Below are 23,948 nucleotides of genomic sequence, written 5' to 3' on the forward strand. Positions count from 1 at the left end.
CAAAACGACTCAGAATCGCGTCTCGGCGCACCTGATAAGATGCTAAAGCGTGGCTCACTCAGATAAAGACTTCGACATGACAATTTTGGCAACCAATCGACCAAATCAGTCGAATTGGCTGTCAAACGCCACCAAAACCTCGTGATCCGGTTCAAACCTTAATTCGTGCTAAAAGCGAGCAAAACCGGGTCAAACTGCATGCAACGCTGCTGATGGAAGGCCTTTGATTGAAACCAGTCTGTGCGCCGTCAATCGTCGTAGCAAATTCTATTTAGACAAAAGAGCTAGCACACATGGTTTTCGTTGCTAGTATAAAATTACATTATAAAAGTTTAGGCATGGCAAACTTTATTTTCATCTCCTTTTTTATACTAAAAAAGCACACTCGCAAAACGTTTTGCTGAGTGTGCTAAATTTGATGAGCTTATCGGGCAAAAATCGGTGATTTAGTCGACCCGATTAAAGGATTCAATGGTTTCCTTATCCAGCCGCCGTAAAATCTCAGTCCCCAGTTGGCTGGAAACTTGGAAATCACTCAAAGCAGTGAAGTTATAGGCCGTGTGCTCGTACCGCACAGGAATACCAACGACAATCGTTGGCACGCCTTTCCAGTAGCCAATCGCTGCCCCATTCTGTCCCCCACCGGTCCGCACGGCGCGGGTGTATGGGAGATGTAGCTCATCAGCCAAATCAGCCGCAAACTGCTGGAAATTCGGGTTGGCGATGTACGTGGTATCCAAATCACGCAGCATCGGGCCGCCTTTCATGCGGGTTTGGCTGAGCCAGTCTGGTTCGAAGGTGTCATCGGCTGGTACGCCTTCATAGACGATTGCCAAATCAGGATCCACCTTGCGGGCGGTGACATAGGCGCCGCGCAGCCCGACTTCTTCCTGCGTCGAGAGGCCGGCGACGACATCAACCTTCAACTGATCGTCTTTCAGGTTATCAAAGGTATCGATCAAGGCGGCAGCGCCGACGCGGTCATCAAAGGCCTTGCCGAAGAACATGCCATGTTGGTCATCGTAGCTGCACTGCACATCCGGGAAAATTGGACAGCCGGTATCAATCGCAAAATCGTTGATGGTTTCCTCGCGCGACACGCTGCCAACGTCAATCGACATGCCAGCAATCGTTGGCACCTGGTTGCGTTCAGCCGCGGTCATGAAGTGTGGTGGCTTGGTGGCGACCACACCAGGAATGTATTCACCGCGCTTGTTCCGCACCACCACGCGCATCGCAGGCACATTGGTCGGCACCCAGCCGCCCAAGGTGACGAACTTAATTAAGCCGCTGGGGCGAATGGCTTGGACCATCAGACCCACTTCATCGGCATGGGCATCCATTTGCACCACTGGCCGGTCGCCGGTGTTGCCATGGCGCGCCGTCAACGCATTGAACATGCCATCAATGGTGGTGGTGCCATAAGGAGCCATCTGGTCGCGATAAAGCTTGATGACGTCCTGCTCGAAGCCTGGCACCCCATAGGCGTCGGAAAACTGCTTGACCAGTTCGATTTGTTGCTGTTTATCCATGTTTTTCCTCCTAATGACAAAAAAGCTCAGGCATCAAGCCTGAGCAATGCGGGTTAAGCTTCAAAAGCGGCTTGCAGCGGTGGCACGACCTGCTTTTTCCGGGAAACCACGCCAGGCAAAGCCAACCGGTGATCAGCATCAAACTTAGCACCAAAGGCCTGCTCCAGCTTATCCTGGTTCTTGCCAAACAAGAAGCCAGTAGAATCGGAGTTCAGAATGTCTGTGGCAATCAGCAAGAAGGTATCATAACCATTCTTCTCAGCTTCGCTCTTCATCGTGGCTTCAATCGCCGCCTGCCGCGCGTAAACCTCGTTCAGGTCAACGACATTGACCTGGCCGATGCGGACGGACTGGCTGCCCATATCAAAGCTCTTAGCGTCGCCTTCAACGATTTCCAGATCGGACTTAGCAGCCAAGTTGGTGCCAGCCTTCAGCATGGCCAACCCATATTCCTGCAAGTCGATCCCGGCAATCTTAGCCAATTCCGGCAAAATCTTACGCTCAACATCGGTGGTGGTTGGGCTCTTCAGCAGCAGCGTGTCAGAAATGATTCCGCTAGCCATCAAGCCAGCCAGTTGCGGGCTGATGGTAAAGCCTTTTTCCTGGAACATTTCGTAAATCACAGAGTTACTACTGCCGATGGGTTCAGCGCGGTAGAACAGCGGTGCGGCGGTTTCGAAGTTCGCAATGCGGTGGTGATCAACGACTGCCGCGATGGTGACATCCTTGATGTCCGCAACACTCTGCTGGAATTCATTGTGGTCCACCAACATGACGGTGTCCGTTTCGTTTGCGACGGTCTTCACGACGCGCGGGGTCGCGTGTTTGAAGTAGTCCAAAGCATATTGCGTTTCTGGGTTCATTTCGCCCAGCGCAACGGCTTCGACGTCGGTGTTGCCGAGCTGACGCTGATATTCAGCGAAGCTCATGGCACTGGTAACGGCGTCGGTATCAGGATTCTGGTGGCCAAAAATCAATGTTGTCATGGTGTGACTCCCTTTTTTCACTTATTGCCCCAAGTCTCGGCTTGGCACTTACTCATTTAGTTTAACACGGTTATCAGCGACCCGCGATAAATAATCTTCTTCACTCAGGTACGTGTCAAAAGCGCTCAGAAATTGGCTGATGCGCGGAATTTGGTCCTTGCCCTTGCGGAACACAAAAGCCAGCTCAAAGCTGACCGCGGGTTCAAACGCTACGGCATGGGCATGAATCTGCTCCTGGTGAGCCTGGTAGAAGCTATTCGGCAGCGCCGTATTCACGCCGGTGCGGTTCAGGAACTGCGTGATTTGGTAAGGCGTGGTGAATTGGGCCACCACTTCGGGGTAGTCAACCAGTTGGTTCTTGTAGGCCTCTTTCAAGAAGTGCGACAGGAAATAATTCTCCGGATATGTGACCCACGGTTGGGCCACGGTGTCGCGAAAGTGAACGCGCTTGCGGTTGGCCAACTTGTCGCTGTGATGCAGGAACAGCAGCTGCTCATCAACGATTTTGCGACTTTCGTAAGGCTTCCAGTTCTTAATCGTATCATCTGGCAAATACATCACAGCCAAATCGATCTGGTTGTTTTCCAAGTGTTCCCAGATTTCGTGCCGAGTCATGTTCAGGAACACGACTTCCACGTCTTGGTTCTTTAAGTAGTAATCCGAAATGAAGCCGGTGAAAGCCGAGTCCTCGATTGAGGCCAACAGCCCAATCTTGATGGTCCCAGAATTGGCATTGGAAGCCTGCTGAATTTCGTCGGTCGCCTGATTCAGCGTGTCGTAAATGTCGTGCGTCGCTGCCAGCATCGTCCGCCCGGCGTCTGACAGATGCAACTTTTTACCTACAGAGTAGAACAACGGCGCCCCTACTGCGCGCTCAAGCTTCTTGATCTGCTGGGTCAAGGCCGGCTGGGTGATCCCCAGCAGCTGGGCCGCCTGGGTGTAATTCATGGTTTCAGCCAGTTGGAGAAAATACGATAGCGTTTTGGAAGAAAAAATACTGTCCTGTTTGGTCTTCATCTCTGTACTCCTTACCACAAAATGGAATCGCTGTTCACGTCTAATATGCCAAGCGCAAGATAACTGCTCTTATCATAGGTGATAAAAAAAGAAAGAGCAACTAAAAGCCCCTTCTTCTTATTGTAATAATCATTCTTAGTCTACCACTGTGGCCGCCAAGTCTTCCAGCCTGTGTAATCGGCGGTATGCAAAAGCTGTTCGGCGTTCTTAACGCGATCAGCGGTTGGCGGTTCGATGCCTTCCAGCGGATACGTGATGCCGAGTTCGTGGTACTTCTTCACGCCCAACGTGTGGTAAGGCAGCACTTCGACTTTTTGCACATGGTCAAGGGTCTTAATGTAATCGCCCAGCTCAGTCAAATAGTTATCGTAATCCGTTCGCTGTGGCACCAGCACGTGGCGAATCCACATATCACAATCATTGTGGGACATCCATTGAATCATATCCAAGATGTTCTCATTACCAATCCCAGTGAGCTTTTTGTGCTCGGCAGAGTTGATATGTTTGATATCGACCAGCGAAATGTCAGTGACCTTCATCAGCTGCTTGAACTTAGAGAACCAAGGCTCACTGCGGGTGAACGGACCGCCTGACGTATCCAGGCAAGTGGAGATATGGCGCGCTTTCGCCTTCGTGAACAAATCAAGCAAAAAATCGATTTGTACCAAAGACTCCCCACCGGAGCAGGTAATGCCGCCGGTTTCACCCCAGAAGGCGCGGTAGCGTTCAGCGTTGTCCAGGACCTCATCAGCCGTCATTTCATCGCCGACGCCAATGTTCCACGTATCAGGATTGTGGCAGTACTGACAGCGCATCCGGCAGCCCTGCAGGAACGCCACAAAGCGAATGCCAGGGCCATCGACGGAGCCAAAGCTTTCAATCGAGTGCACATACCCAATCACTGGGCCTTCGGGTTTGACCCCCACTTGATCCAATACATTTAAAGGAGATTTGGTGTTATCAATTAATTTCATCGTTATGTCCTCCTTGTCAGCTACCGGTGATAGCGGAATTTCAAGCCACGTTCCGCAGTCTGTCCTAGTTGCGCTCCAGGTGGCCAACGCCTGCACGTCTAGCTACGCCAGCTGGCCCGCCACCAAAAACGGTGGCAAACCATCTGGCTAGGCTAGGCGGCAGGCTAAGTACGGCCACCTTCCACAGCCTGCTTTAGTTGCGCTCCACGAGGCAACGGCTGAGTGTCCAGCTACACATCGGCCCTCGCCGCATCCTGCGGCAATTGCCGATGCTCGGCTAGCCATCAGCCTAAGTACGCCTCGTTCCGCAGCCTTCCATAGCATAACCCGGTCTGCCCACAAGCGGCAAGTTTCCTTGCCGCCTCTGGGCAAAACGGGAGCCCAAAAGGACTCCCGTTTTGGTCGTGCTTTACATCTCTTCGAAGAAGGTCCGGGCGATAACGTCGTCCTGTTGTTCCTTGGTCAGATCTGCGAAGTAGACGCAGTAGCCAGAAACGCGGACCGTCAGCGTTGGGTATTCTTCTGGGTGCTTCTGGGCATCAATCAGAGTCTCCTTGTTGAAGACGTTGATGTTCAAGTGCATCCCGTTGTTTTCCATGTAGCCGTCGATCATGTGAACCAGCGTATCCTTGCGGGTTTCATCATCGTGGCCCAGGGTGTTAGGCGTTACGCCGAAGGTATTGGAAATCCCGTCCGTTGCGTAGTGATATGGAATCTTCGCAGTGGACATCAAGGATGCCAAAGCCCCGTTCTTTTCAGCGCCGTAAGCTGGGTTAGCACCAGGTGAGAATGGTTCGCCCTTTTGACGGCCGTTAGGCGTGGTACCGGTGTTCTTCCCATAAACCACGTTGGAGGTAATGGTCAAAACAGAGGTTGACAGCTTAGCGTTGTGATACAGGTGATGTGTGTTCATCTTGTTGTAGAAGTACTTGATGAGCCACTTAGCGATGGAGTCGGCACGATCATCGTTGTTCCCATAGCGTGGGTAGTCTTCGTTTTCAGCCTTGAAGTCGATAGCCACACCCTTTTCGTCGCGAACTGGGTGAACCTTGCCGTACTTGATAGCGGAAATCGAGTCAACCGCATGGGAGAAGCCAGAAATCCCAGTGGCGAAGGTGTAGTCCAGATGTGTGTTCTTCAATGCCAGTTGAGCGGATTCGTAGTAGTACTTGTCGTGCATGTACTGAATGGCGTTCAAAGCGTTGACATAAACGTCAGCCAGCCAGGATGCTTGGACATCGAACTTCTTCATGAATTCGTCGTAGTCGATGACATCTGAGGAAATTGGTTCGGTTTCAGGCCCAACTTGGGTTTCGCCGATTTCGTCCATCCCACCGTTGATGGCATAAAGGATAGCCTTAGCCAAGTTAGCACGAGCGCCGAAGAACTGAACGCCGTCTTGGATTGGCTGAGCGGAAACACAGCAAGCGATGCCGTAGTAGTCCGTGCCCCATTCGGTCCGCATCAAGGAGTCGTTTTCGTACTGAATGGTGGAACTGGTGATGGACACTTCCGTAGCGTAGCGCTTGAAGCCTTCAGGCAGCTTCTCGTCCCACAGCAAGGTGATGTTTGGTTCTGGGGCAGCACCCATGTTGTCGAGGGTCTTCAGGAACCGGAAGGCCGTCTTGGTAATGTGGTGACGACCATCAAAGCCTACCCCACCCAAGGACAGTGTTGCCCAGATTGGGTCGCCTGAGAACAGGGAGTTGTATTCTTCGGTCCGGATGAAGCGTACCATCCGCAGTTTCATGACCAAGTGATCGATTAATTCTTGGGCTTGGCTTTCGTCAAGCAGACCGCGCTTGAAGTCACGTTCGATGAAGGCATCAATCGTGGTGTCAATCCGGCCAACGGACATTGCGGCGCCGTTTTGGGTCTTAACCGCTGCCAGGTAACCGAAGTAGATCCATTGAACGGCTTCCTGGGCGTTAGTCGCAGGCTTGGAGATGTCGTAGCCATAGCTAGCAGCCATCTTCTTCATGTCGTTCAAAGCACGATACTGATCAGAAACCTGTTCGCGCAGGCGGATCACATCGTCGGTCATTTCGCCGTCGCCGATGTTAGCAAAGTCGGCAGCCTTGTCAGCCATCAACTTGTCAATCCCATAGATGGCAATCCGTGGGAAGTCAGCCACAATGCGACCACGCGCATAAGCATCTGGCAAGCCAGTGACAATCTTGTAGTGACGCGCCTTGCGCATATCAGGGGTGTAAACATCGAAGACGCCTTGGTTATGGGTCTTGTGATATTCGGTGAAGATCTTGTGCATTTCTGGATCAGGCTGGTAGCCGTAAGACTTCAAAGCATCTTCAGCCATGCGAATCCCACCAAATGGCATGAACGCACGCTTGAATGGCTTGTCGGTTTGCAGGCCAACGATCTTTTCAAGATCCTTGTTCAGATAGCCAGGGCCGTGTGAAGTGACCGTAGCAACCACTTTGGTGTCGGCATCGAGCACGCCGCCAGCTTCACGTTCTTGCTTCTTCAGGTTCAACACCTGATTGTTCAAGATCGTGGTGGCTTCGGTTGGGCCGGCGAGGAATGATTCGTCGCCATCATATTGGGTCAGGTTCTTTTGGATGAAATCACGTACGTTAATTTCATCTTGCCAGTCCCCAGCATTAAAACCATCCCAGTAGGTTTTGATGTCTGTCTTGTCTAACTGCTTCATCTGGATAGCCTCCTATAGTTGAATTCCTTATCACAGATTTTACAGTCTTAGTATAACACGTCACAAGCGCTATGCAAGCACTTTCTTTCCCGTTCTTAAGGCAATGAAAGCCATATCTTCGTGGCGGCTTTGTCGCCAACTTTGCTAATAATTTCACTATCTTTTTTGGGCAAAATGTTGATTTATCAAGGTTTTGGCCCCTCACTGTCGCTATTTTTTATGGAACAGTAATCACGAATCTGTATTACAACAGAATGCAAGAAAGGCCCGATTATTCGGGCCTCTTAAGAATTATTTTAAATTAATTTTCTGCCGGTAGTTCTAAAATCTGGTCGCGATGGACAAATTTCGGCTCGCCGACCGTATCCGTATCCAGCACGAATGAGCCATTAGAATAGCGATCACCGTCTGGATAGTCACTAGGGTTCAAGGTGACTTGTTTATCCTTAGCCGTGACAATCGTTAGTTGCGTGTTGTCGTCAACCAAGGTCATCGCGACAATGCGATGCGGATCACGCTTCAACTCGCGGAGCACCATCAGGCCGCGCCGCGCGCGCGCCCCAATGCCGAGTTCCTGAAGTTTCATCTTCTTGAAGGCGCCGCGTTGAGTCAAAATGCCAATTTCCGTTTTCTCCGGATCATCTGCTAGGACGTAGCTCACCACATGGTCTCCAGCCTTCAGCGCCATGCTCTTGACCCCAGTGGCGCGCGCCCCAATCACACTAACTTCGCTCAGCGGGAACTGCTGACCATAGGCCTGGTAGGTGACGGCAGTGACAGTTTGTTGACTATCAAGGGCGACGAAGTAAGCGTTCGTGACCACGGCTGACTTATCTTTGAGCTTCATCCCCACCATCGCCCGGTTCTTGTAGCCACGCTGCGGCTGCAGATCCGCCAAGGCCGTTTGCTTGATATAGCCGTCTGAAGAGCCGAGGACAAAGTTGCCTGGTTCCGTCAGCGTATCAAACCCAAAGGCCGCAATCACAGTTTCTTCGGAGTTGATCCCCACCGCTTGGGACAAATGCTCCCCGGCATCCTTCCAACGGGTATCCTCCAGTTCGTGCACCGGCCGGTAAATCACATTGCCGGCACTGGTGAACATATACAAATGGGCCAAGGTGCTCATTTCCTGCTGGAACACAGGGAAGTCGTTGGTCTTCAGCCCGTTGTCATCTGGATCGACGGCTTGATAGCTGCGCAGCGAACTACGCTTCATGTAGCCATCGCGCGAAACCATCACCATCACCTGCTCATCCGCCACCGTAACCGTGGTGTCAACTTCGAGTTGTTCGATTTCCGCCTGAATGGTCGAACGCCGATCCTTGCCATAAGTCTTGGCAATGGTGATCAGTTCACTTTCGATGACGGCATCGCGGGTGGCCTCATGGGTCAAAATATCATGGTAGTGCGCGATATTTTTCGCCAGTTCCGCGGCTTCCGCCTCCAGCGCGGTGATATCCGTGTTGGTTAACCGATACAGTTGTAAGGACACAATGGCTTCGGCCTGCTCAATGCTAAAGTCAAACTGTTTGACCAGGTTTTGCTTGGCATCGGCCTTGTTTTCACTACCGCGAATGACCTTGATGACTTGATCCAGAATCGAAATCATCTTGATCAAGCCTTCAACAATGTGCTGCCGGGCTTCGGCCTTTTTCAGGTCGTATTCGGTGCGCCGGGTAATCACATTGCGGCGGTGTTTCAAGTAGGCTTCCAGCATCGGCTTGAGGCCCAGCTGCTTAGGCTTCATGTCCGCAATGGCGACCATGTTGAAGTTGTAGTTGATTTGCAGGTCCGTGTTTTTGAACAGGTAGGTTAAAATCCCGTCTGCATTGGCCTCTTTCTTGAGTTCAATCACGACGGACAGGCCAAAACGGTCACTTTCATCGCGAATTTCCGCAATGCCATCAACCTTCTTGGCCAGCCGCAGTTCATCGATTTTCTTGACCAGCTGCGCCTTGTTGACTTCGTATGGCAGTTCGGTGATGACGATTTGCTGCTTACCACCGCGCATGTCTTCGGTATGCGTCCGCGCCCGCACGACAATTTTGCCGCGGCCGGTTTCATAGGCCTGGCGAATGCCGGCGAGGCCTTGAATGATCCCCCCAGTCGGGAAATCTGGCCCTTGCACGAACTGCATCAGATCACTCAAACTGGCATCAGGCTGCTTCATCAGCTTCAGCAGTGCATTGATCACTTCCCGCAAATTATGCGGCGGAATGTCAGTGGCGTAACCGGCAGAAATCCCGGTAGCACCATTGACCAGCAGATTGGGAAAGGCGGCTGGTAGCACGGTCGGCTCTTCAGTGGTGTCATCGAAATTCAGCACCATGTCGACGGTATCTTTGTCGATATCCTTCAGCAGTTCGCCGGAAATCTTGGCCAAGCGGGCTTCGGTATAACGCATCGCCGCTGGCGGATCACCGTCCATCGAACCGTTATTCCCGTGCATTTCAATCAGAGGCTCTTCCAGCTTCCAATCCTGGCTCAGGCGCACCATCGCCTCATAAATCGAGGAGTCGCCATGGGGGTGAAAATTACCCATGACATTCCCGACGGATTTGGCGGACTTGCGAAAGCCTTTGTCAAACGTGTTGCCATCTTGATTCATGGCAAACAAAATTCGGCGCTGCACCGGCTTCAAACCGTCGCGCACGTCGGGCAAGGCCCGCTCTTGAATGATGTATTTGGAATAGCGGCCGAAGCGCTCACCCATGACGTCTTCTAACGCCATTTCTTGAATATGGTTTGCCATTTATTTACCCTTCTTCGTCAGCTGTTTCTTGATCTGGTTGACCCCGAACTGCATGTCAGTGTGATCTGAAGTCTTGGTTTCCATGATGGAACCCTCCTCATCCATATCAAAATCGACATTGGACTCAATCCATTCCCGCCGCGGCTCCACCCGGTCGCCCATCAGGGTGGTGACCCGGCGTTCAGCTAAGGCGCCGTCTTCCACGTGAACGCGAATCAGGGTGCGAGTCTCCGGATTCATGGTCGTTTCCCAGAGCTGATCGGCGTTCATTTCGCCTAGCCCTTTGAACCGCGTCAACGTGTAGCCTTTACCCATTTTCTGGGTTTCTTTTTCCAACTCCTCGTCGGTCCAGGCGTAGGCGATTTTGACGTTGGCACCTTTGCCTTTTTGTAGCCGGTACAGCGGCGGCAAAGCAATGTAAACCTTGCCGGCATCCATCAGCGGCCGCATGTAACGATAGAAGAAGGTCAATAGCAAGATTTGGATGTGGGCGCCATCGGTATCCGCATCGGTCATGATGATGATCTTGTCGTAATTGCTTTGCTTAACGTCAAATTCGGCACCGACGCCAGCGCCGATGGTGTAAATCATCGTGTTGATTTCTTCGTTTTTGACGATATCCTGCAACTTGGCCTTTTGGGTGTTCAGGACTTTCCCTCGCAGCGGCAAAATGGCTTGGAATTTGCGGTCGCGGCCTTGCTTGGCGGAGCCACCGGCCGAATCCCCTTCGACCAGGTACAGTTCGTTTTTGGCGGCGTTTTTGCTTTGCGCCGGGGTCAGCTTGCCTGAGAGCAGGCCTTGATCCTTCTTCTTGCGCTTCCCGGTCCGCGAGTCATCACGAGCTTTGCGGGCCGCTTCGCGAGCTTCGCGGGCGCGGACGGCTTTGCGCACAAGCTCTTGAGCTTCGTCGCCACCTTCCATCAACCAGAAGCTCATTTTTTCGTAAAGGACATTGTCGACTACCGTCCGCGCTTGCGGGGTGCCGAGTTTGCCTTTGGTTTGACCTTCAAACTGCAGGATTTCTTCCGGTATCCGCACCGACAGCACCGCTGCCAACCCTTCGCGGACGTCGGAGCCTTCCAGGTTTTTATCCTTATCCTTCAGCAGGTTCACTTTGCGAGCAAAATCATTGAAAGCCCGGGTGATGGCGCTCCGCATCCCCACTTCATGGGTCCCGCCGTCGCCGGTGCGGACGTTATTGACGAAGCTAATGGTGTTTTCCGAGTAGCCATCGTTGTATTGACCCGCGAAGTCAACGACAATGCCGTCCTTGGTGCCTTCGAAGTTGAAGACTGGACTGACGGTATCGCGATCTTCGTTCAGATACTTCACAAAGCTGACTAAGCCATCTGGATAGTGGTAGGTTTCCGCGCGGCCAGTGCGTTCATCGGTTAAGGTGAAGATAATATTCTTCAACAAAAAGGCCGATTCGCGCAACCGTTCCGCCAGCGTATCAAAGTTATACGTCGTGGTTTGGAAAATCGTCGGATCCGGCTTGAAGGTAATCATCGTGCCATTGGGTTCGTTGATTTTCCCGAGCTTCTGAAGACCGCCATCAGGATGGCCGCCATTAATGAAATGTTCCTCGAAGCCGTGCTTATCCCGCACGACCCGCACGGTGAGTGATTCGCTCAAGGCGTTCACGACGGAAGAGCCAACCCCGTGCAAGCCGCCTGAAGTTTTATAAGAATTTTGATCAAACTTCCCGCCGGCATGTAGCACGGTTAAGATGACTTCGATGGTCGGTTTGCCCGATGCATGCATCCCGGTCGGCATGCCGCGGCCATGATCTTGAACGGTGATCGAATTATCTTGATGAATGGTCACCGCGATTTTGTCGCCATACCCAGCCAACGCTTCATCGACTGAGTTATCGACGATTTCATAAACGAGATGGTGCAAGCCGCGGGCATCGGTCGACCCAATATACATCCCCGGCCGCTTGCGCACAGCCTCCAAGCCATGCAGCACCTGAATTGATGAATCGGTGTATGTTTCACTTGCTTTCGCCATTGTTTACTCCTTTTTCGTGCAACTCCAATTACAATACACCAGACCAAGGCCTAGGTGAAAGGGAATTTTGTCCAGGCTGCGAACGAAGACGCTTTTAGCCTGATGCTTTGCCTAGCCGGAGGCGTTGCCGCGGCAAGCGGCGGCGACTCAGGCGTAGCAAAGCACTCAGGCGTTGTCTTCGTGAGCGCATCTATCAGGCTGTGGACCTCGCACTTCCCTTTGGTGTCACACCCGAATAAGTGTTCGGACAATCTATTTTACGCAAGATTCCCGCTTTGGTCAAAAAATGGTAAACTGGAAGCACTGATTATGCTGGTTGTAACCAGCACCTGGGCGGCAGTGTTGCCATCATCTTGCGCAGCCGTTTCGGCCTTGCGCACAGAAAGGACTTACCCATGACCCTTGTTTTTTGCTTCATCCTCTCTTACCTCATTGGCTCGATTCCCAGCGGTGTCTGGGTCGGCCAGCTATTCTTCCATCAAGATATCCGCACCGCCGGCTCCCACAACATTGGCACTACCAACGCCTATCGCGTGCTCGGGCCAGTGGGTGGCTCGATTGTGCTGGTGATGGATATTCTCAAAGGGACGCTCGGCGCGTCGTTACCAGCCTTCTTTGGCATCACGCCCCATTGGTGGGTCTTAATTGTCGGCTTGGCGGCTGTGTTTGGCCATACCTGCTCGGTGTTCATCGGCTTCAAAGGCGGGAAAGCCGTTGCCACCTCTGCCGGCATTGCGCTGGCCTACAATCCCGTGTTTTTTCTGTTCTGCTGCGCGGTCTTCCTCAGTCTGGTGCTACTCACCAGCATGGTCAGTGTCGCCTCCACTTTGGGGATGACCCTGGTGGTACTGGGCTCGTTGTTCTTCCATGACTGGATCTTAACTGCCGTGGCAACAGTGGTGTGGCTGGTGATTATGGTGCGCCACCGCGCCAACTTCGCCCGCATCAAGGCGGGCACCGAAAACATGGTGCCCTTTGGCCTGGGCCAATACCTGCGCCGCAAGCGTCAATAAGCTGACACGCAAAAAGCGTTGCCTTCAGACCCACGACGGGGGTGAAGACAGCGCCTTTTTTAGGTTTAGAAGATTTCAATCAAATAACTGTGATCGAAAATCTCATTTGGTTCAAGTTTGTTGATACCGAGCTTTTCGGTTAAATTGCCAGTGGCATCGGTGGTGTCGGCAATGCCCCACCATGGTTCCAAGCAGACGAAATTGCCTTCGGTTGGATATGGACTCCAGACACCGATAAACGGCGCGTCGGTCGTCGTCAGCATCACGCCATGGCGAGTTTTGTCGGAGCGCAGGGAGAAAGCGGAGCGACCGTTGAGTTCGTAAATCACCGCGTCTTGCTTAAAGAACTCATGGTTGAGTTGCAAATTGGCATCAGTGGCTGCCAAGGTGCGGTGCTTGTAATCGATGCCTTCGCCGGCAATCAGTGGCACCTGCACGCGCGACTTCAGCGGCTGGAAAGCCAAGAAGTAATCCTCAAACTTGGTGTCTGGCGTCACTGGGATGTTAAAGCCCGGGTGACCGCCAATGGAGAAGTAAAGTGGTGCCTCTGCTGCCGGGTTTTCGACGTGGTAGGTCACAGTCAAGCCATTGTTTTCCAAAGTGAAAATCAGCTTCAGGACAAAAGCGAAAGGATACACTTTGCGGCTTTCGGCGTCATCTTTCAGCACCATGGTCACCTGCCTATCCGACTGCGCCTCCACGGTGAAGTCGCGATCCCGGGCGAAGCCATGCTGGCTCATGTGGTAAGTCTGACCCTCATAGCGGTACTCATTATTCTTCAAGGCCCCGACAATCGGGAACAGTACTGGCGCGTGGCGTTTCCAAACTTTAGGATCCGCTTGCCAGATATATTCCTGATCGGTGTGGTTGTTGATGATACTGGTCACTTCAGCGCCGTGCTCGCTGATGGTGACTGTCAAAAAATCATTGGTCAGCGTTGCCATATTTGCTCATTCCTTTTATTTCCAGAATTACCGCTGTCGCGGTCAACGTGTCCATTTATACCATGATAGCGCTTCAGGTTCAACCTCCACGCCTAAATTTTGGGCTAGACCAAAGGAATTGTGATACCGGCGGCAACTTCAATATTAGCTCCGAATGTGCCAGCAGAGTTACGCGCCAAAAGGCTGGAGCCGAGCAGTTAGCTACGCCATCCACCGAGTCCAAAGTTCGGACTTGGTGGATGGCTAGGCTACCTGTCGGCTCCAAAACCGCCTTTTGTCACAGCCCGTTACAAAATGTACCGCGTCATGTTCTTGTCGGCGGCAATATCGCCCACCTTGTCGTTAACATACTTCTCGGTGATGGTGATATCACCCATTTGCATGTCAGGCCCTTCATACAAAATGTCTTCCAGTAGCTTCTCCAAAATCGTGGCCAAGCGCCGCGCCCCGATGTTGTCAGTGTCCCGGTTGACGTCAATGGCGATTTGGGCAATGCGTTCAATCGCCTCTTGGGTAAAGGTGATTTTAACGCCATCGGTGCCAATCAGCGCCATGTACTGCTTCACCAGCGCATTGTCAGGCTCGGTCAAGATCCGCACGAAGTCGTCCTTGGTTAGATCTTTCAGCTCCACCCGAATTGGAAAGCGCCCTTGCAGCTCGGCAATCAAATCTGACGGCTTGGCGGTGGCAAACGCACCAGAGCCAATGAACAGCACATGCTCGGTGTTCAGCGGGCCATACTTGGTGGACACTTGCGAACCTTCAACAATCGGCAATATATCGCGCTGCACACCTTCACGGGAAACCTCACCGGCTGATTGCTTGTTGCCGGCGGCGATTTTATCGATTTCATCGATGAAAATAATCCCGTTGTCTTCGGCTTGGCGAATCGCGTTGTGGTAGATATCCGCGTGGTTGACCAGCTTGCTACTTTCCTCGCGAATGAAGACTTCCCGCGCTTCTTTCACGGTCATCGTACGTTGGACTTTCTTCTTGGGCATCATCGACCCCATCATGTCGGAGAGGTCGATGCCAATTTGACCATACATATCGCCCATGCCGTTGCCTTTTTTCTCATCTTCGACGGCGACGGTGATTTCGCGGTCTTCCAGCAGGCCTTGCTCCAGCTGCTCGGCCACGGTCAGGCGCTGGTTGCGAATTTCATCGGTGAGCTCACCATCTTCCTGCTGCGGCTGCGGCATCTGACCGTTTTGCATGTTTTGAAGCATGCTCATCATATCAGCCATCGGATTAGTGTTTTTCTTTTCCTTCTTGATGGCTGGGACCAGCAGGCGGACTAGGCGCTTATCGGCTTGGCGCTGGGCGCGGCCGCGGACTGCGGCAAAAGCCTGGGCTTCTTCCATCGCCACCGCGACATCGGCGAGGTCACGGACCATGGACTCCACATCTCGGCCGACATAGCCGACTTCGGTGAACTTGGTTGCTTCGACTTTGACAAACGGGGCGTTGACGACCTTGGCCAGCCGGCGGGCGATTTCCGTTTTCCCCACCCCAGTTGGCCCAATCATCAGCAGGTTCTTGGGCGTGATATCTTGCTGCATCTGTTCTGGCAGTTCCATCCGGCGATGCCTGTTGTACAAGGCCACCGCCACGGCGCGCTTGGCTTCATCTTGCCCAATGACATATTGATCGAGCTGAGCCACAATTTCTTTTGGTGTTTTCACTGACATAGCGGGCCCTCCTTAGAAACTTTCGACGCGAATATTCTGGTTGGTAAAAATATCGATGTTCGAGGCGATTTCGATGGCCTCTTTAGCAATGTTCTCGGCACTCATTTGCGTGTGCCGCAGCATCGCAATGGCGGCGGCCTGAGCGTAATTGCCACCAGAACCAATCGCCACCACGTCCTGGTCCGGTTCAATCACTTCGCCTTGCCCGGAAATCAGCAGCAAATCGTCCTTGTCCATGGCAATCAGCTCGGCCTGCAGCTTCTGCAAGGTTGGGTCTTTGCGCCAATCTTGGGCCAGCGCCACCGCAGAGCGGCGGAGATTACCAGCATGGGTTTCCAGCTTCTTTTCCAACCAGTCTTCCAAGGTGATGGCATCCGCCACCCCGCCGGCAAAACCGATCACGACTTGGCCGTTATAGATGCGCCGAATTTTCTGCGCGTTGCCTTTCATGATTACCTTTTCGCCTAACGTCACTTGGCCGTCACCGGCGATGGCGGTGTGGCCATTTTTACGCACTGCTGCAATTGTTGTCATAAGTATGGGCTCCTTTACTAACGTGCGACTGCTTGAGAATACCTTGTAGTGTACCGGTCTGACTGCTAGCCGGCATCGGTCTTTTGACTGATTATTAGCACTGAAATTGGTCAAGTGCTAATTGTGCTTAGGAAAATACTTCATGTAATCACTTTTCAAATGGTCGGTCGTCATGTGGGTGTAAATCTGGGTCGTCGAGAGACTCGCATGCCCCAGCAGCTCCTGCACCGTGCGCAAATCCGCGCCGTGGTTAAGCATGTGCGTCGCGAAGCTGTGCCTCAGCATGTGGGGATGAATATCGGCGGTGAGGCTGGTTTGCTTGATCAACTGATCCAGAATGTACTCAATCCCTCGCGCTGTGAGTGGCCGGCCGTGTTGGTTCACGAACACCCGCTGATGGGTCGGAACCTTCGCCATCAGCGTTGGCCGCGCAGTTTTGAGATACCGCTGCAAGGCAGTTTTAGCATACGAACCAAAGGGCACGTAGCGATCCTTGTTGCCTTTACCGTGAATCAGCATCACTTCAAGGTCAAAATCGATTTGCGGCAGCGTTAAGTTGGCACATTCAGATACCCGGATACCCGTGCCATACAACACTTCCAGCAAAGCGCTGTTGCGCAAATCAAGCGGCTGGTCGCCTGCGACCGTCGTGAACAACTCCTGAATTTCGGCTTCGTAGAAAAAACTGGGCAGGTGGTGATGCGATTTGCGGGTTTCAACGAGTTCAAACGGATCCACTTGGGCTTGGCCAACGCGAATCAAATAGCGGTAGAAACTGCGCAAACTGCTCATTTTTCGCGCCACCGAGCTGCGCGCCAAATTGCGGTCCGCCAGCGCCGACAGGTAAGTTTGGACATCCAGGCGATCGACTTTGGCAAAGCCTTTGAAGTTGCCACTGGTCGTCAGAAACTGGCGAAAATCGTTGATGTCTTCTTGGTAGGCCTTCTGGGTTTCCGGCGAATAGTGCCGCTCCACAGCCAGGTACTGCAAAAATTCGGTTTCCTCAGCCATCTGCTCACCTCCTAGCCTTACGGTATCACAATGGCTTAGCCGTTAAAAGTCAAGCCGCTGGGAACAAAAAGACAGCCCATGGCCTCGATTTGAGGTGATGGGCTGCCCTGAGTTTATGCGTTATGCGTCCAGCGGCAAGGCCGCTAACGCCCGATCGGCGTATGCTTGATTACGCGCGAGTTTGTTTTTGATGGGAATGTCCAGCGTTGGCATAATGCCGAAGTTCGCGTTCATCGGTTGGAAATGCCGGGGGCTGGTGTGGGTGATGTAATGGGCCATCGCCCCAATGGCAGTTTCAGCCGGGAAGGCCAGCAGCGGTTGACCGAGGGCTTTCCTGGCGGCATTGATGCCAGCAATCAGCCCGCTACCCGCTGATTCCACATAGCCCTCCACGCCAGTCATTTGCCCGGCGAAAAACAGCCCATCTTGCTTGCGACTCTCATAAGTGGCGCTCAGCACCAGTGGCGAATTCATGTAGGTGTTACGATGCATGACGCCATAGCGCACGATTTCGGCGTTTTCCAAACCAGGAATCATGCGGAACACGCGCTTTTGCTCACCCCATTTGAGGTGCGTTTGAAAGCCTACCATGTTATAAAGTGATGCCGCCGCGTTGTCTTGGCGCAGCTGCACCACGGCAAACGGCTGCTTGCCGGTGCGCGGATCGATGATACCTACCGGTTTGAGCGGGCCAAACAGCAAGGTGCGGCTGCCACGCTGAGCCATTACTTCGACCGGCATGCAACCTTCAAACACTTTAAGATTTTCGAATTCGTGCCCTTCGGCGACTTCCGCATGCAACAAGGCATCCTGGAACGCGTAAAATTCATCGCGATTCATCGGGCAATTGTAGTAAGCCGCCTCGCCATTGTCATAACGCGACTGCTTAAAGGCAATATCGGTATTGATTGAAGCCGCGTCAATAATGGGGGCCGCGGCATCGAAAAAGTGCAAGCCTTCCTCGCCATTCAGCGTGGCAATTTGGCCCGCCAAAGTCGGCGCGGTCAACGGACCAGTTGCCACCACGGTGATGCCTGCCGGGAAAGTCTCACATTCCTCTGGCATCACCTGGATGCGGGGATGCTGGCGCAGTTTAGCCGTGATTTCAGCACTGAACGGTTCGCGATCGACAGCCAAGGCTCCGCCTGCCGGCACGGCGTTGGCATCTGCGCTGCTCATGATGATCGAATCTAGCCGGCGCATTTCCTCTTTCAGCAGGCCCACGGCATTGGTCACGGCATTCGCCCGCAGTGAGTTCGTGCACACCAGCTCGGCAAACTGCGCCGTATGATGCGCCGGCGTTGAAGTTTGCGGACGCATTTCGTAGAGCTTGACGTCCACCCCGCGCTTGGCAATCTGCCAGGCGGCTTCACTGCCGGCTAACCCGGCCCCGACAACGTTGACTGTTGGCATGAGAATTCCTCCTTGAGTAGGTCATGAGAAAAAATGGTCGTTTGGTTTAGGCTAAAAGTGCCTGGTGTCGCAGCCTGCTTCAGTTGCGCTCACGAAGGCAACGCTTGAGTGATTAGCTACGCGTCATGCCTCACCGCGTACCGCGGCAAGTCCTGGCGCTAGGCTAGCCATTCCGCTAAGTGCGCCTTCGTTCGCAGCCTTTACTAGTTGCGCTCCACTAGGCAACGCCTGAACAATTAGCCTAGCTTGAGGCCTCACTGCCAAAGATCGGCAGTCATGCCTCAAGCTAGGCTAATTGTCAGGCTAAAAGCGCCTAGTTCCGCAGCCTTTACAAAAAAACGCCGCATTGCGCGGCGTTCGTTGCACCAGCTTGGTCGCCGCGCGACTAGGCCTTCACAGTTTCTTCTTTGTAGTCACCATTTGGGCAGACGATTTGGACTTTACCGCGGCTGCGCTTTTCGACCAAGAAATGCCCGCACTTCGGGCAATCGCGGCCGACGGGTTTATCCCAGGAAACAAAATCACAATCTGGGTAGCGCGAGCAACCGTAGAAGGTGCGATTGCGTTTGGATTTACGTTCGACCACTTGGCCTTTGCCGCACTTCGGACAAATGACACCGATTTCTTTGACAATGGCCTTGGTGTTGCGACATTCTGGAAACCGCGAGCAGGCATAGAACTTGCCGAAGCGGCCCAGCTTGATCACCATCGGGGCGCCGCAAATGTCACAATCAAAGCCAGCGGGTTCGTCTTTGATCTGCACCTTCTCGATGCCTTTTTCAGCAGATTCCACTTCCTTGGCAAAAGGCTGGTAGAACTGATCGATAACCTTGACCCAATCCGTTTTGCCAGTTTCGATGCTATCAAGCTCGGATTCAACCGTCGCCGTGAATTTGATGTTCACAATGTCAGGGAAGAATTCGTTGATCAGGTCATTGACAATCTCACCTAATTCCGTCGGTTCGAAACGGCGCGCTGTCATTTTGACGTAGTACCGCTTCTTAATGGTTTCGATGGTCGGCGCATAGGTGCTTGGCCGCCCGACGCCATTTTCTTCCAAGGCCTTGACCAGGTTCGCTTCTGAATAGCGGGCCGGTGGCTGGGTGAAATGTTGCGCCGGGTCGGTTTTGACCAGGGTGGCTTCATCCCCGATGGCCAGCTCTGGCAACAGGTTATCTTTGGCTTCTTCATCACGGCTGGAGACATAAAGCTTCGTGAAACCGGCGAACTTGGTTTGACTCCCGTTGGCCCTGAAGGTCGCGCCGTTTTGTTCGAGGGTCACCTGCACCGTGTTAATCACCGCCGGCGTCATTTCGCTGGCGACAAAGCGACTCCAAATCAAACGGTACAGCTTCATTTGGTCCTTGTTCAGCACCTTTTCCATTTGCTCTGGCGTCCGCATGGTGCTGGTAGGCCGAATCGCTTCATGGGCGTCTTGGGCGCCTTCTTGGAGCTTGCCTTGGCGGATTTTCACGGCCGCATAGGCTTCACCATAGGCTTCATGGATGAAGTGCGAGGTTTCGGTTTTGGCGACATTGGACACACGCGTTGAGTCCGTCCGCATATAGGTGATGAGCCCAACCGTCCCGAGTTTACCGCCCAAGTTGATGCCTTCATACAACTGCTGGGCCAGCATCATGGTTTTACGGGTCGGGAAACCGAGCTTCCGGTTGGCCTCCTGCTGAAGGGAACTGGTGGTAAATGGCGGGGCTGGGAACCGCTTGCGTTCCTTTTTCACCACATTGGTAATGGTAAATGGCTGCTTCTTGTTGATGCCGCGCAGGACTTCTTGCACTTTATCGTTGTTCGGCAGCGCCATTTTCTTGCCATTCAGGCCATAGAAGCTGGCCGCGAATTTTTTGCTGGCACCTTTTTTGAATTCGGCATCCAAGCTCCAGTATTCTTCTGGTTTAAAATTACGAATTTCATTTTCGCGGTCGATGATCAGCTTCAGCGCCACCGACTGCACCCGCCCGGCGCTCAGGCCTTTTTTGACCTTCGCCCAGAGCAGTGGACTGATGGAATAACCCACCAAACGGTCCAAAATTCGGCGTGCCTGCTGCGCATCCACCAAATTCATGTCAATGCTGCGCGGCGTCTTGAATGCATTTTTGACGGCGTCTTTCGTGATTTCATTGAAGACGACGCGGTTTTTATCTTTAGGATCGAGATTCAAAATATGGCTCACATGCCACGCGATGGCTTCCCCTTCACGGTCCGGGTCAGCCGCCAGGTAGATGTGATCCGCTTTCTTGGCGTTCTTCTTGAGCTCCTTGATCACATCGCCTTTGCCGCGAATCGAAATGTACTTGGGCTCATAGTTGTGCTCAAAGTCGATGCCCATCTGACTTTTCGGTAGATCCCGAATGTGCCCCAGACTCGCAACGACCTTATAATTACGCCCTAGATATTTCTCAATAGTTTTAGCTTTAGCTGGCGATTCCACGATGACCAAATTCTTGGCGGTCATGTGCGCCCCCCTTTCATTGGGCAGCTGCCCAAAAACAACAGCTATCATATTCTATACATTTTATGTTTGTCAAATAAAGGCGGCGGGGAGCAACAGCTGCCTTAGCCCGGCCTTGGCAAAAAAGCGGCGGATGACCTGCATCCGCTTGTCCTCCTTTAACTATGCCTGTCTAAGGGAAAAACTGCAACTCATCCATAATATCAACGCCAGATTGCACCAATTTGGCGCCGACTTGAAGCAGCTCATTCGTGCCGGTCCCGAGCGCCTCCCCCATCCGGTTCGGCAGCGCAAAGACTTCCCGATTATTCTGCAGGGCATAATTGGCCGTAATCAAGCTGCCACTTTTACGCGCGGCTTCGGTGACTAACACCCCATGCGCCAGCCCGGCAATGATGCGATTGCGCGCCACGAAACGATACGGCGCCGGCCAAACTTCGGCGGGATACTCGGAGAGCAGCAACCCTTCTTCAGCAATCCGCGCCTGCAGTTCCAGATTACTTGCCGGATAAACCCGGTCCATGCCATTAGCAATCACGGCAATCGTCGGCCAGCCGCGGCTCAGGGCCACCTCCAGGGCAAACGTGTCAGCCCCAGCCGCCAAGCCACTGACAATTGCCAGCGGCGGCAGTTCATTGGCCAGCCGTTCCAGCGCCTGGCGCGTGTAGCGCGTAGCGGTCCGCGCGCCAACCACCGCCAGCGTTAGCCGCGGCAGCAGGCTTAGCCGCCCGCGATAAAACAAGACCAGCGGCGGCTGATTACTTTCGGCCAGCCGCGGCGGATAACTTGCATCAAAGCGCGTCAGCACTGGCACCGCCCGATAGCTCTCTCGTGCTTGTTGAAACCACGCGACATCATGGACAAAAGGCTGAATGGCCGCCAGCGGCCCCCAATCGGCCACGGTTTTGACCGAATCACTGACCTTCAGTCGACGCCGTTCGATTTCTGCCCACAATTCATTCTCATGGCGCCAAGCCTTGGTATGCATTGCCAAATGCCACACGTAAACCAATTCACGTAAATCCATGTCGCACCCCCTGCAACATTAGATTACGAAAAAAGCCGCGCAATGCGCGACTTAATTTTTGGCGGCTTCTCGCACCGGGCTGAAACTCATCCGGTGAATTTCGGTGACCCCATATTCAGCCAGCCCCGCCAAGTGTTTTTGCGTGCCATAGCCTTTGTTGTCTTTCAAATCATAGCCTGGATAAATCTGGTCATACATCGTCATCAGGCGATCACGCACCACTTTGGCCACAATGCTGGCAGCGGCGATGCTAATGCTATTGGCATCACCGTGAATCAGTTTGCGCTGGGGCATTGCCACGGGCACATGCATGGCATCCACCAGTAAAAAGTTCGGCGCCACCCGCAGATGCGTCGCTGCATCCGCCATGGCCAGCTCGGTGGCATGATAAATGTTTTCGCGATCAATCATATGGTTGTCGGCCACGCCAAGGCTAACCGCCAGCGCCTGAGACACAATCAGCGGATAGAGCCGTTCGCGTTCATGGGCGGTGAGCTGTTTCGAGTCATTCACCGGCAGCCCGCAATCATGCGGTAAAATCACCGCACAAGTGACCACTGGACCGGCGAGCGGCCCACGCCCGACTTCATCGATCCCGGCGATATGGGGATACTGCGGCCACAATTCTCGCTCATAACGGCGGCGATAGTCCAAATCGGCGGCTTCAGCTTCAGCCTCGGCTTGGCGGCGTTCATATTGGGCAAGCAGGTTTTGCGCGCCCACCCGCGGATCGGCGGCCAGCGCTTTCAGCAAGGCCTCAGTGGGGGCTTGCGCCAGTTGCTGTTTTAATTCACTCAGCGTGGCCATCAAAATCACCTGGTACTTCTAGCGTGAACGCGCCTAATTTGCCTTGCCGGGCATCGAAAATCAGCCGTTCCGCCGCCCGGTTGAAGGTTTCACCGAAGCCCATTTTTTGACTCAACACCACCATTAAATCAGCCGGCGCCAGCGCCATTTCGTCGTCATTCAAGTGGTAAGCCCGCTTCAACGCCGCCGGGTAAGCTTGCTGGAAGAAGGTCAAGCCGAAAAGCCCCACCCCGTCTTCTTGGAACACCGTGTCGGCAATCGCGCCAGTCAAGGCCAGCTTCTCACCGACCAGCTCATCTTCAAATTTCGGCCACAAAATCCCCGGGGTGTCCAGCAGCATCAGCGTATCGTCGGCTTTCAGCCATTGCTGATTTTTAGTAACACCGGGACGGTTGCCGACCACCGCAATGTTTTTCTTGACCAGGCGATTGAGGACCGTCGATTTGCCCACGTTGGGGATACCAATACACATCGCCCGCAGCGACGGATTGCGAATGCCTCGGGACTTCTGCTTTTCTATTTTGGCGGCCATCATTTGCCGTGCCAGTTGGGGAATCTGGTTGAGGCGCTTGGCATGCTGGCCGTCAATCGCGATGGCTTCATCCCCTTGCGCCCGGTAGTACGCCAACCATTGCGCGGTTTTATTCGGATCAGCCAAATCCTTCTTATTTAAGACCATGATCCGCGGCTTTTGCCCAACGATCTGGTTCATCATCGGATTGCGGCTCGCTTCTGGCACCCGCGCATCGACAATTTCCAGCACCAGGTCGACTTGCTTCAGCTTTTCTTGGACTTGGTTGCGCGCCTTGGCCATGTGACCGGGGAACCATTGAATATTCGCCATGCAAATTTCTCCTTTTCATCCCAAGGGTTTCCATGCTCTCGGTGAGCAAACTTGAATTAAGAGGGCAGCTAGCGGTCACCACTCAGTTTGCTCATGAAAACAGCGCCGAATCACGGCGCTATGCAAGCCTCATTATAACTTAGGGGCTATCTCGATGCGAATCCACCCCTTCTGATCAAACATCAGCGCGGCAACTGGCTTGCGATGCGTTAATCGGAATGAACCTGATCGATTAGCTGGCGCCAAACACCA

17 protein-coding genes are annotated in these 23,948 nt (G+C 53.3%); 1 reads left to right on the forward strand and 16 read right to left on the reverse strand.

The annotated features are described in order from the left end of the window. Nucleotides 1-446: 446 nt before the first annotated feature. From AAA927_RS04085 to parE, 7 genes are all read right to left on the reverse strand, one after another. A complete protein-coding gene (locus AAA927_RS04085) occupies nucleotides 447-1,532 on the reverse strand; it encodes a M42 family metallopeptidase (RefSeq protein ID WP_338215978.1) in 1,086 nt (361 codons plus the stop codon). Nucleotides 1,533-1,585: 53 nt separating this feature from the next. Further along, nucleotides 1,586-2,518 (reverse strand): manganese-dependent inorganic pyrophosphatase, encoded by a 933-nt coding sequence (locus AAA927_RS04090; protein WP_338215980.1) that lies wholly within the window; start codon nucleotides 2,516-2,518, stop codon nucleotides 1,586-1,588. A gap of 48 nt (nucleotides 2,519-2,566) precedes the next feature. Continuing rightward, nucleotides 2,567-3,535 carry a LysR family transcriptional regulator gene (locus AAA927_RS04095; protein WP_125578978.1) on the reverse strand — a complete coding sequence of 323 codons (969 nt, stop codon included), beginning with the start codon at nucleotides 3,533-3,535 and terminating at the stop codon, nucleotides 2,567-2,569. Between the two features lie 140 nt (nucleotides 3,536-3,675). Further along, on the reverse strand, nucleotides 3,676-4,509 hold the full coding sequence (gene pflA / locus AAA927_RS04100; RefSeq protein WP_204118683.1) for a pyruvate formate-lyase-activating protein: 834 nt from the start codon (nucleotides 4,507-4,509) through the stop codon (nucleotides 3,676-3,678). Nucleotides 4,510-4,918: 409 nt separating this feature from the next. Then, entirely contained in the window at nucleotides 4,919-7,180 is a 2,262-nt protein-coding gene (pflB, locus tag AAA927_RS04105) for a formate C-acetyltransferase (protein WP_338215984.1), read from the reverse strand. 301 nt (nucleotides 7,181-7,481) lie between these two features. After that, on the reverse strand, nucleotides 7,482-9,932 hold the full coding sequence (gene parC / locus AAA927_RS04110) for a DNA topoisomerase IV subunit A (protein WP_338215987.1): 2,451 nt from the start codon (nucleotides 9,930-9,932) through the stop codon (nucleotides 7,482-7,484). Then, a complete protein-coding gene (gene parE / locus AAA927_RS04115; RefSeq protein WP_338215989.1) occupies nucleotides 9,933-11,945 on the reverse strand; it encodes a DNA topoisomerase IV subunit B in 2,013 nt (670 codons plus the stop codon). Between the two features lie 395 nt (nucleotides 11,946-12,340). On the opposite strand from parE, the gene plsY reads away from it, so the two are divergent. After that, nucleotides 12,341-12,958: a glycerol-3-phosphate 1-O-acyltransferase PlsY gene (gene plsY, locus AAA927_RS04120; RefSeq protein WP_338215991.1), complete on the forward strand. Its 618-nt coding sequence runs from the start codon at nucleotides 12,341-12,343 to the stop codon at nucleotides 12,956-12,958. 65 nt (nucleotides 12,959-13,023) lie between these two features. Here plsY and AAA927_RS04125 read toward each other — a convergent pair whose 3' ends face one another. The 9 genes from AAA927_RS04125 to ylqF all read right to left on the reverse strand — a co-directional run bounded on the left by AAA927_RS04125 (nucleotide 13,024) and on the right by ylqF (nucleotide 23,696). Beyond that, entirely contained in the window at nucleotides 13,024-13,902 is an 879-nt protein-coding gene (locus tag AAA927_RS04125; protein WP_338215994.1) for an aldose 1-epimerase family protein, read from the reverse strand. Between the two features lie 287 nt (nucleotides 13,903-14,189). Beyond that, nucleotides 14,190-15,593: an ATP-dependent protease ATPase subunit HslU gene (hslU, locus tag AAA927_RS04130; RefSeq protein ID WP_338215996.1), complete on the reverse strand. Its 1,404-nt coding sequence runs from the start codon at nucleotides 15,591-15,593 to the stop codon at nucleotides 14,190-14,192. Nucleotides 15,594-15,605: 12 nt separating this feature from the next. After that, nucleotides 15,606-16,127 (reverse strand): ATP-dependent protease subunit HslV, encoded by a 522-nt coding sequence (gene hslV / locus AAA927_RS04135; protein WP_125578970.1) that lies wholly within the window; start codon nucleotides 16,125-16,127, stop codon nucleotides 15,606-15,608. Nucleotides 16,128-16,244: 117 nt separating this feature from the next. Further along, nucleotides 16,245-17,138 (reverse strand): tyrosine recombinase XerC, encoded by an 894-nt coding sequence (gene xerC, locus AAA927_RS04140; protein ID WP_338215999.1) that lies wholly within the window; start codon nucleotides 17,136-17,138, stop codon nucleotides 16,245-16,247. A gap of 120 nt (nucleotides 17,139-17,258) precedes the next feature. Continuing rightward, the gene (trmFO, locus tag AAA927_RS04145; protein ID WP_338216002.1) at nucleotides 17,259-18,551 is read right to left on the reverse strand and encodes a methylenetetrahydrofolate--tRNA-(uracil(54)-C(5))-methyltransferase (FADH(2)-oxidizing) TrmFO; all 1,293 of its coding nucleotides are present in this window, start codon (nucleotides 18,549-18,551) and stop codon (nucleotides 17,259-17,261) included. A gap of 385 nt (nucleotides 18,552-18,936) precedes the next feature. Continuing rightward, nucleotides 18,937-21,021, reverse strand: a complete 2,085-nt coding sequence (topA, locus tag AAA927_RS04150) for a type I DNA topoisomerase (protein ID WP_204118692.1) — start codon at nucleotides 21,019-21,021, stop codon at nucleotides 18,937-18,939. Between the two features lie 169 nt (nucleotides 21,022-21,190). Beyond that, nucleotides 21,191-22,045 carry a DNA-processing protein DprA gene (dprA, locus tag AAA927_RS04155; RefSeq protein WP_338216005.1) on the reverse strand — a complete coding sequence of 285 codons (855 nt, stop codon included), beginning with the start codon at nucleotides 22,043-22,045 and terminating at the stop codon, nucleotides 21,191-21,193. A gap of 51 nt (nucleotides 22,046-22,096) precedes the next feature. Further along, on the reverse strand, nucleotides 22,097-22,852 hold the full coding sequence (gene rnhB / locus AAA927_RS04160) for a ribonuclease HII (RefSeq protein WP_338216007.1): 756 nt from the start codon (nucleotides 22,850-22,852) through the stop codon (nucleotides 22,097-22,099). After that, nucleotides 22,836-23,696: a ribosome biogenesis GTPase YlqF gene (ylqF, locus tag AAA927_RS04165; protein WP_338216010.1), complete on the reverse strand. Its 861-nt coding sequence runs from the start codon at nucleotides 23,694-23,696 to the stop codon at nucleotides 22,836-22,838. Before ylqF ends, rnhB begins: the two co-directional genes overlap by 17 nt. Nucleotides 23,697-23,948 lie beyond the last annotated feature (252 nt).

This window comes from Lacticaseibacillus salsurivasis, assembly GCF_036246225.1.
Taxonomy (GTDB): domain Bacteria; phylum Bacillota; class Bacilli; order Lactobacillales; family Lactobacillaceae; genus Lacticaseibacillus; species Lacticaseibacillus salsurivasis.